The sequence below is a fragment of the Streptomyces sp. CB01881 genome, from assembly GCF_002953255.1.
Taxonomy (GTDB): domain Bacteria; phylum Actinomycetota; class Actinomycetes; order Streptomycetales; family Streptomycetaceae; genus Kitasatospora.
This window is the reverse complement of the sequence record NZ_CP026498.1, coordinates 10,830,703-10,839,304: the sequence shown is the minus strand read 5'-3', so window position 1 is coordinate 10,839,304 and position 8,602 is coordinate 10,830,703. Positions and strand designations below refer to the sequence as shown.

Below are 8,602 nucleotides of genomic sequence, written 5' to 3'. Positions count from 1 at the left end.
CCGCACCACCCAACGGAGCACGTTTCGCGTTCGGCCCCGACACCAAAAAGCCGCGCCGGGTCCGCCGTCCAGATCGCGGGAGTTCGTACCCCACCCGAACACCACGCACCCCCACCCCACTGGAGGGACGCATGAAAAGGTCAGTCCATCCCTGTCATGATCGCGTCATAGCAGCCGCCGCCGCGCTGTCGCTCGCGGTCACCGGCGCCATCGCGGCGGTCGCGCCGACCGCCACCGCCGCGCCGAGCGCCACCACCGCGAACTCCGTGTCGGTGTCGGTCGACGCCGCCCTGTAGCTCGCCACCATCCCCGCCGCCGGCGTCGGCATCAACACCGCGGTCTTCGACGCCGCGATGAACGACGCCGCCACCCCCGGAGTGCTCCGCGGCGCCGGCATGGGTGTCGTCCGCTACCCCGGCGGCAGCCACTCCGACGTCTACCACTGGAAGACCGGCACCGCCTCCGGTGGCGCGTACGTCGCCCCTCAACACCCCCTTCCCCGCCTACTACGGCACCCAGATGATCAGCAAGCTGGGAGCGCCCGGTGACACGCTGGTCAAGGCCGCCAGCTCGTCCTCGTTGCTCTCCGCGCACGCCGTCCGCCGCGCCAACGGCGACGTGGCCGTGATGCTGATCAACAAGGACCCGCGCAACGACGCCACGGTGAACCTCTCCTACACCGGGTTCACCGCCTCCTCCGCCACCCCGACCGTCTACTCCTACCTCAAGAACGGCCACTCGATCGGCACCGCCCAGAGCGGTAGCCCGACCACCCAGACCGTGCCGGCCTACGGCATCACGGTCGTGGAGATGCACCCGACCAGCGCGCCCTGCCGGGTCGTCTACAACAAGAACGAGTGGCCCGGCGGCGTGATCGGCACCGTCACCATCGTCAACAACTCCCTCGGCCAGGTGAACGGCTGGGCCCTCGGCTTCAACTTCCCCGGGGACACCGCCATCACCAACAACTGGGACGCCTCGGTGAAGCAGAGCGGCCCCAGCATCAACGCCGGCAACGTCTCCTACAACGCCGCGATCCCGCCCGGTGGCAGCGCCCAGTGGGGCTTCAAGGCCACCTGGTCCAGCAGTGACGCCAATCCGACCGCCTTCTGGGTCAACGGCGCGTCCTGCGCGATCGGCTGACCCCTGAGCCGGTGGTGTCCCGGACACCCCAGGGTCCGGGGCACCACCCCCGAACATGAACCACCGAAAGGACCCGACCACGTGTCAGACCAGCCCCAGCCCGGTGTCACCGTCCCCAACCCGGTGATCCCCGGTTTCCACCCCGACCCCAGTGTCTGCCGCGTGGGCGACGACTACTACCTCGTCTGCTCCAGCTTCGAGTACTTCCCCGGCATCCCCGTCTTCCGCAGCCGCGACCTGGTGAACTGGACCCAGATCGGCAACGCCCTGGACCGGCCGGGCCAGCTGCGCCTGCCGCGCGACATGCCCTCCTCCGCCGGCATCTACGCACCGACGCTGCGCCACCACGACGGCCGCTTCTGGCTGATCGTCACCAACGTCGGCGACGGCGGCAACATGCTCTTCACCGCCACCGACCCGGCCGGCCCCTGGTCCGACCCGGTCCGGCTGCCCGGGGTCCCCGGCATCGACCCGGACCTCGCCTGGGACGAGGACGGCACCTGCTGGTGCACCGTCGCGGGCATCTCGCAGGTCCGTCTCGACCCGTACACCGGCGAGACCCTCGGCGAGCCGGAGCGGACCTGGTCCGGCGCCGGCGGCCAGGCCCCCGAGGCGCCGCACCTGTACCGGATCGGCGAGTACTGGTACCTGCTGATCGCCGAGGGCGGCACCGAGCGCGGCCACGGCGTGTCGATCGCCCGCGGCCGCACGCCCACCGGCCCGTTCGAGCCGTGCCCGGACAACCCGGTCCTCACCCACCGCAGCACCAACCACCCGATCCAGAACACCGGCCACGCGGACCTGGTCCAGGCCCCCGACGGCACCTGGTGGATGGTGCTGCTCGGCGTCCGGCCGCGCGGCGGCACCCCCGGCTGGCACGTGATCGGGCGGGAGACCTTCCTCGCCCCGGTCGAGTGGGTGGACGGCTGGCCGGCGGTCGGCCCGCTCTCCCCGGAGATGCCCGCGCCTGCCTGGCCCCTGTTTCCCGCCCCCGGACTGCCGGTCCGGGACGACTTCGACCACGCCGAGCTCCAGCCCTGCTGGATCTCGCTGCGCGAGCGCCCGGCGCAGCTGGTCACGACCAAGGAGCGCTCCGGCTGGCTCACCCTGCACGCGGCCGGCGCCTCCCCCGACGAACCCGACCTGGTCCTCGTCGGCCGCCGCCAGCAGCACCTGGACTGCTCGGCGCGCACCCTGATCGACCCCGCCACGGGGCGCGGCGGCCTGGCCGTCCGGCTGGACGAGCGGCACCACTACGAGATCGAGGCCGGCGACGGCCGGGTGACGGTGTTCGCCCGGATCGGCCCGCTCCGCACCGAGGTGGCGTCCGCCCCGGTGCCGGCCGGTCCGGTGGTGCTCGGCGTCGAGATCGGCCCGCACCCGCCGGAGGACGCGCGGACCGCCCCCGACCTGCTCACCTTCGGCGTCGAGCAGCCGGACGGGACGTTCACCGCGCTCGCCTCGCTCGACGGGCGCTACCTGTCCACCGAGGTGGCCGGCGGCTTCACCGGCCGGGTGATCGGCATGTACGCCGCGGCCGGCACCGTCCACTTCGACTGGTTCGACTACGGGCCGCAGTCGAACCCATGACCACCCGTCAGGAAATGCACCACCCGCACTCACGAGAGGGACGACACGTGAAGGACATACGGCAACCCGCGGACCGCCGCGGCCGGGGCCCCGGCCGCCTGGCCGTCCTGCTGATGGCGCTGACCGTCATGCTGGGCCTGTCCGGCGGCGCCGCGTTCGCCGCGCCCGACGAGCACCAGGGGCCGTCGCGGCCGGAGGTCCGGGTTCCGGAGAACCCCATGGACGCCGTCGCGCGGATGCAGCCCAGCTGGAACCTCGGCAACACCCTGGACGCGGTCCCGAACGAGTCGTCCTGGGGCAACGGGCAGACCACCAAGGCGACCTTCGAAACCCTCGCCGGACAGGGCTTCCGCAGCGTCCGCATCCCGGTGAGCTGGAGCGACCACCAGTCCGCCACCGCGCCGTACACCGTCGACGCCACCTACACGGCCCGCGTCAAGCAGGTGGCCGACTGGGCGCAGGCCAGCGGCCTGTACGTCGTGCTCAACGTCCACCACGACTCGTGGCAGTGGGTCTCGAAGATGCCCACCGAGCACGACACCGTGGTCGCCCGCTTCAACTCCACCTGGGCGCAGATCTCCGCGGCGTTCCGGGACGAGCCGCGCACCCTGCTCTTCGAGGGCATCAACGAGCCGCAGTTCGACAACACCACGGACGAGCAGAAGCTCCGGCTCCTGAAGGAGCTCCAGGTCTCCTTCCACTCGATCGTCCGCGCCTCGGGCGGGCTGAACGCGAACCGCCTGCTCGTCCTGACCACGCCGGGCGGCAGCGGCACGCAGGCCTACATGGACGACCTGTACAGCACGATCCGCTCCCTGAACGACCGCCAGCTCGTGGCGACCGTGCACTACTACAGCTGGTACCCGTTCAGCGTGAACGTCGCGGGCGGCACCCTGTACGACGAGGTCGCGCAGAAGGGCCTGGAGGAGTCCTTCGCCTCCATGCACGACACCTTCGTCGCCAAGAACATCCCGCTCTACGTCGGCGAGTACGGCCTGCTCGCGTACCCCGACCACTTCCACCCCTCCCGCATCGAGCGGGGCGAGGCGCTGAAGTACTACGAGCACGTGGGCTACGGCGCGCGCAAGTACGGCGTCACCACCGCCCTCTGGGACCCGTTCTCCTACCTGAACCGCGACACCCTCAAGTGGCGTGACCAGGGCCTGTTCGACGTGATCAAGTCGAGCTGGACCACCCGCTCGGGCACGGCCTCCTTCGACAAGGTCTTCGTGCCGAAGTCCGCCCCGATCGCCGCCAAGTCGCTCACCCTGAACCTCAACGGCACCTCCTTCCGGGGCGTCTGGCAGGGCGACACCAGGCTGGTCGCGGGACGGGACTACACCGTCTCGGGCAACCAGCTCACCTTCACCGCCAAGGCGCTGACCCGCCTGGCCGGCGACCGCGCCTACGGCGTCAACGCGACGCTCCAGGCCCGGTTCACCCGTGGGCTGCCCTGGAACATCGACGTCGTCACCAACGACGCCCCGGTGGTCTCGGACGCGGTCGGCACCACCGAGGCGTTCACCGTCCCCACCCAGTACCGGGGCAACGACCTGGCGACCATGCACGCCACGTACGCCGACGGCAGCAACGCCGGCCCGACCAGCTGGACCCCGTACCAGGAGTTCAACCAGGCCTTCTCGCCGGACTACCCGAACGGCACGATCATCCTGACCCCCGCGTTCCTGAACTCGCTCCGCGAGGGCGACACGGCGACGCTGGTCTTCCACTTCTACAGCGGCGACACCGCCACCTACCACGTCAAGAAGTCCGGCACCACGGTGACCGGCACCGTCGCCTGACCGCAGTCCTCCCCGCCCCGGATGCCTCCCCGGCAGCCGGGGCCCCTTCACGTTCCGAGGTGCACCCATGGTCCCGCTGCCCCCGCGCGTGCTGTTCGGCGCCGCCTACTACCACGAGTACCAGCCGTACGAGCGGCTCAAGGAAGACCTCGACCTGATGGCCGAGGCGAGGTTCACCGTCATCCGGGTCGGCGAGTCGGTCTGGTCCACCTGGGAGCCCGAGAACGGCCGGTTCGAGCTGGACTGGCCGGCCCCGGTGCTCGACGGCGCCCACGAGCGCGGCATCGCGGTCGTCCTCGGCACGCCCACCTACGCCGTGCCGCCGTGGCTGGCCCGGCAGTACCCGGAGATCGTCACCGAGCGGGCGACGGGCCGACGCATGGGCTGGGGCGCGCGCCAGGAGGCCGACTTCTCCCACCCGGCCTTCCGGTACCACGCCGAACGCGTCACCCGGGCGATCCTCGACCGTCACGCCTCGCACCCGGCCGTCATCGGCTTCCAGGTGGACAACGAGCCCGGCCTGCACCTGCCGCACAACCACGGCGTCTTCCAGCGCTTCGTCGACCACCTGCGGCACACCTACGGCGACGTGGAGACCCTCAACCGGGAGTGGGGCCTGGTCTACTGGTCGCACCGGCTCTCCACCTGGGCCGACCTGTGGCGGCCCGACAACAACCAGCAGCCGCAGTACGACGTCGCCTGGCGGGCGTTCCAGGCCCGCCAGACCACCGAGTTCGTCGCCTGGCAGGCCGGCATCGCGCGCGAGTACGCCCGCCCCGACCAGTTCGTCACCACCTGCCTCGCCTACAACCACCCGGCGCTGGAGGACGACGAGCTGACCGACAGCCTGGACATCACCGCGGGCAACCCGTACTACGACATGCAGGACGCCCTCGGGCTGCCCGACACCACGCCCGAGGACCACGAGCAGTGGTGGAAGACCACCGGTGTGTGGGCGCTGTACCAGAGCGCCGACCGGGTCTTCTCCTCCCGCCAGGAGCCGTTCCTCATCACCGAGACCAACGCGCAGGCGATCAGCGGGACTTCGGAGAACCGGCCGGCCTTCGACGGCCAGTGGCGGCAGGCCGCCTGGGCCCTCGTCTCACGCGGCGCGCGGATGATCGAGTACTGGCACTGGCACACCCTGCACTTCGGCGCCGAGACGTACTGGGGCGGCATTCTGCCGCACAGCGGCAAGCCCGGCCGCGTGTACGCCGAACTCGCGCGCCTGGGGGCCGAGTTCGAGACGGCAGGCGCGGTGGTCGCCGGGATCGAGCCCGACGCCGACATCGCGATGGTCTACTCGATGCCCAGCAAGTGGCTGATGCAGAAGTACCCGCCGCTGGCGAAGGCGGACGGCAGCCCCGACCCGGCCTCCTACCACCGCGTCTTCGACCCCTTCTACCGCGGCGCCTTCGAGGCCGGCCGCCAGGTGCGGATCCTGCACGCCCGCCAGCTGCACGACGCCCGGGGAGACCGGGAAGGGCCGGCGCCCGCGACGGCCGCCCGCCGCCACCCCGTACTGGTGGCCCCCGGGCTCTACCTCGCCGAGGACTCCCTGCTCGACTGGCTCGCGGCCTACGCCGAGGCCGGCGGCCACCTCGTGCTCGGCCCCCGCACCGGCTACGCCGACCACGAGGCCCGGGCGCGCCACGAGACCGCTCCGCCGCGGCTCACCGCCGCCGCGGGCGCGTGGTACGACGAGTTCAGCAACCTGCCCGCGGACCTCCCGCTCCGCACCGTCCCGGGCAGTCCGCTGGAACTCCCGGACGGCGCGACCGCGACCCGCTGGGTGGAGGGCCTCAACGCCACCGACGCCACGGTGCTCGCCGGCTACGACCACCCGCACTTCGGCCGCTGGCCGGCGGTCACCACCCGGGCCCACGGCGCCGGCCGGGTGACCTGCGTCGGCACAGTGCCCGGCCGTGACCTGGCCCGGGCGCTGGCCTCCTGGCTGGCTCCCGCTCCCGTGAGCGGCTGGCGCGACCTGCCGGTGTCCGTCACCGCGACCACCGGCAAGGCCCCGGACGGGCGCCGCGTCCACGTGGTCCACAACTGGAGCTGGCAGCCCGTCGAGGTGCACGCTCCGGTGCATCTGACCGACGTGCTGAACGGCACCGCGGTGTCCGCCGGACGGCCGGTCTCCCTCGGCGCCTGGGACGTGCGGGTCTTCGTCGCACAATGAAAGGAGGGGGCGGTGGGCGCCGTCCGGCCCGCCGCCCCCGTTCACTTCCGGCAGAGCATTCGCTACTCGGCGGAGAAGCGGTACACCGTCCTCGACCGGTACTGCTCCCCCGGGCGCAGGAGGGTCGAGGGATAGTCGGGCCGGTTCGGCGAGTCCGGGAAGTGCTGGGTCTCCAGCGCGATACCGGCGTACTGCCCGTACCGGCCGCCGGAGCGGCCGGTCAACGAGCCGTCGAAGTGGTTCCCGGTGTAGACCTGGAGCCCGGGTTCGGTCGTCAGGCATTCGACGCGTCGGCCGCTTCCCGGGTGGCTCAGCACCGCTGCCCGCCTGAACCCGGTACCGTCCAGCACCCAGTTGTGGTCGAAGCCACGGCCGGCCCGTCGGATCTGCGGATGGTCCTCCGTGAGGCGAGCACCGATCCTCCTGGTCTCACGGAAGTCGAACGGCGTACCGGAGACGGGCTCGACCGGGCCGAACGGTATCAGCTCTCCGTCCACGGGGAGGTATCCGGCGGCCTCGACCTGGAGCCGGTGGTCCAGTACCGATCCGCCGCCCTCTCCGGCCAGGTTGAAGTACGCGTGGTTGGTGAGGTTGACGACCGTCGGGGCGTCCGTGGCCGCCCGGTAGGCGATCGAGAGCTCCCCGTCGGGATCCAGCAGGTACGTCACCTCGGCGGTGAGGGCTCCAGGAAATCCCTGATCGCCGTCGGGGCTGCGCAGGCGGAAACGGACGCCGACCTGCCGGTCCGCCCGGACCGGCACGCCGTCCCACAGGCGGGTGGCGAAGCCGTCCGGCCCACCGTGCAGGGTGTGACCCGGGGTCTGTGTCGCCAGCCGGTGCGTCGTGCCGTCGAGGGGCAGCACGCCCCCGGCGATCCGATTGCCGTAGCGACCGACCGTCGCGCCGAAGTACGAGGCTTCCCCCAGCAGTTCCTCGACGCCCTCTCCGGCCAGGACGACGTTGACCCGCCGCCCGGCCCGGTCCGGCACGTGCAGCGCCTGGAGGCGGGCGCCCAGATTGAGGACCTCCGCCATCACTCGCGTCCGGGAACCGAATGTCCAGCGGGTGATGCGCCGACCGTCCGGCAGGCCTGTGGGGGCCTCCTGGGTCACCGTCAGCTCGCCAGGGGAGACGAGTGCGTCTCTGGACACGGGAGTACTCCAATCGACACGGTGGGGAAATGGGCGACGCCCGCCGTACGGGCGGGCGTCGCCGGCTCGGACTCGCAAGGGTCAGAACCCCTGGGCCAGGCGGTGGTAGGCCTGGTTCCAGCGCATTTCCTTGGCGAACCGGCGGATGTTCGTGTCGTCGTCGATCACCAGCAGCTCCACGCCGATCATCTCGGCGAGGTCCTCCAGCTCCTCGGCGCCGAGCGCGCCGGAGAGCACGGTGTGGTGCGGCGCGCCGGCCGTCAGCCAGGCCTCGGTGGAGGTGTGCAGATCCGGGCGCGGTTTCCAGACGGCGCGGGCGACGGGCAGGTGGGGCAGCGGCGCCGGCGGCTCCACCACGTCGACCTCGTTGGCGACCAGCCGGAAGCGGTCGCCCAGGTCGGCGAGGCCGACCACCACGGCCGGGCCGGGCTCGGCGTCGAAGACCAGGCGGACCGGGTCCTCGCGCCCGCCGATGGCGAGCGGGTGGATCTCGCAGGAGGGCGTGGCGGCCGCGATGCTGGGGCAGACCTCCAGCATGTGCGCGCCGAGGATCAGCTCTCGGCCGAACTCCAGGTGGTAGGTGTAGTCCTCCATGAAGGAGGTACCGCCGGGCAGTCCGGTGGCGGCCGCCTTGAGGGTGCGCAGCAGGGTGGAGGTCTTCCAGTCGCCCTCGCCGCCGAAGCCGTAGCCGTCGGCCATCAGCCGCTGCACGGCGAGGCCGCTGGCGCAGT

Annotated in this window: 6 protein-coding genes and 1 pseudogene; 4 read left to right on the top strand and 3 right to left on the bottom strand. The window is 71.8% G+C overall.

Features of this window, described 5'->3' with window-relative positions; translation table 11 throughout:
• Window positions 1-154: 154 nt before the first annotated feature.
• On the bottom strand, window positions 155-370 hold the full coding sequence (locus C2142_RS36665; RefSeq protein ID WP_148647110.1) for a hypothetical protein: 216 nt from the start codon (window positions 368-370) through the stop codon (window positions 155-157).
• A 95-nt stretch (window positions 371-465) separates the two neighbouring features.
• Between C2142_RS36665 and C2142_RS36660 the strand changes: the two genes are divergently transcribed.
• The 4 genes from C2142_RS36660 (at window position 466) to C2142_RS36645 (ending at window position 6,720) form a co-directional block, all read left to right on the top strand.
• Window positions 466-1,143, top strand: coding sequence for a cellulose binding domain-containing protein (locus C2142_RS36660; RefSeq protein ID WP_148647109.1), 678 nt, complete (start codon window positions 466-468; stop codon window positions 1,141-1,143).
• 81 nt (window positions 1,144-1,224) lie between these two features.
• A complete protein-coding gene (locus tag C2142_RS36655; RefSeq protein ID WP_148647108.1) occupies window positions 1,225-2,733 on the top strand; it encodes a glycoside hydrolase family 43 protein in 1,509 nt (502 codons plus the stop codon).
• A gap of 47 nt (window positions 2,734-2,780) precedes the next feature.
• Window positions 2,781-4,535 carry a cellulase family glycosylhydrolase gene (locus C2142_RS36650; protein ID WP_148647107.1) on the top strand — a complete coding sequence of 585 codons (1,755 nt, stop codon included), beginning with the start codon at window positions 2,781-2,783 and terminating at the stop codon, window positions 4,533-4,535.
• Between the two features lie 67 nt (window positions 4,536-4,602).
• Window positions 4,603-6,720, top strand: a complete 2,118-nt coding sequence (locus C2142_RS36645) for a beta-galactosidase (RefSeq protein WP_148647106.1) — start codon at window positions 4,603-4,605, stop codon at window positions 6,718-6,720.
• A 62-nt stretch (window positions 6,721-6,782) separates the two neighbouring features.
• On the opposite strand, the gene C2142_RS36640 is transcribed toward C2142_RS36645, so the two are convergent.
• Both C2142_RS36640 and C2142_RS41130 read right to left on the bottom strand, forming a co-directional pair.
• Entirely contained in the window at window positions 6,783-7,871 is a 1,089-nt protein-coding gene (locus C2142_RS36640) for an aldose epimerase family protein (RefSeq protein ID WP_277347302.1), read from the bottom strand.
• Window positions 7,872-7,952: 81 nt separating this feature from the next.
• Window positions 7,953-8,602 (bottom strand): annotated as a pseudogene (locus tag C2142_RS41130) (L-arabinose isomerase); the annotation flags it as partial.

Coding starts and splice junctions, on each gene's coding strand:
- C2142_RS36645 (WP_148647106.1), top strand. CDS start 4,603: ATGGTCCCGCTGCCCCCGCGCGTGCTGTTCGGCGCCGCCTACTACCAC.